General features: G+C 40.0%; 2 protein-coding genes. Both read left to right on the top strand.

What is annotated here, in order from left to right; genetic code table 11:
• Positions 1 to 423: hypothetical protein (locus NW211_RS13915; RefSeq protein ID WP_258328279.1), on the top strand; the 423-nt coding region annotated here is incomplete at its 5' end.
• Positions 424 to 454: 31 nt separating this feature from the next.
• The coding region (locus NW211_RS13910) for a hypothetical protein (protein ID WP_258328278.1) at positions 455 to 703 on the top strand (249 nt) is incomplete at its 3' end.

Below are 703 nucleotides of genomic sequence, written 5' to 3'. Positions count from 1 at the left end.
TTGCTGACCTATGAAGAGATAGTGAAAAAAATCACGGTCTATATGCCCGAAATGAATATAAAAGACTCGGTCTTTTTACAAGAGATAGACTCCAAGATTTTCAATTCGGGATGCGCTTGCTTGGACTACGAAGGTGCCGATGTATTTAATGTTAAATCGAAAAGGCAAGACGATGGAAGCTATTATCTCATATTCTCGATATCTGCCTCTCCAAGAGCCAGGGAGGGGACGGGATATTTCGAATACAACGATTTCCTTTTTGTGTGGCATGGTGACCTTCCTCCCTATCTATATGAACGAACGGGGAAAAAAAGAAAATTCACTTATCAACAATATGTCCCCATTATAAAACATGATTGGGGCGATTTCTATTTCAAATACTCTCGTGGAAAGATGGAGATAACCGGGCTGGGGTGCTGGTGATGGGAATTGTGTAACCTTAAAGTAATTCATTATGAAAAAGGCGATTTTAATATTCCCGATTCTGTTTTTGCTTTTACCCTTTTTGGGGAGGAGTGAAGATACTGAAAATACAATCGAGTCGATATATGTGCTGTATTACAATTATTCATTTAACAGCCCGGTGGCCATAGATTGCGACTGTCTGAGAAAAAGAATGATCGGACCATTCATTGATATTACCGATAGCGGTCTGATAGAGTATTCCGACTCAATGGGTATAGTCGACACTCTATTGACCGAC

This window comes from Barnesiella sp. ET7 (genome assembly GCF_024733785.1).
GTDB classification, from domain to species: Bacteria; Bacteroidota; Bacteroidia; order Bacteroidales; family Barnesiellaceae; genus Barnesiella; species Barnesiella merdigallinarum.
The sequence above is the reverse complement of the archived record's forward strand: the minus strand, read 5'-3'. Positions and strand labels throughout refer to the sequence as shown.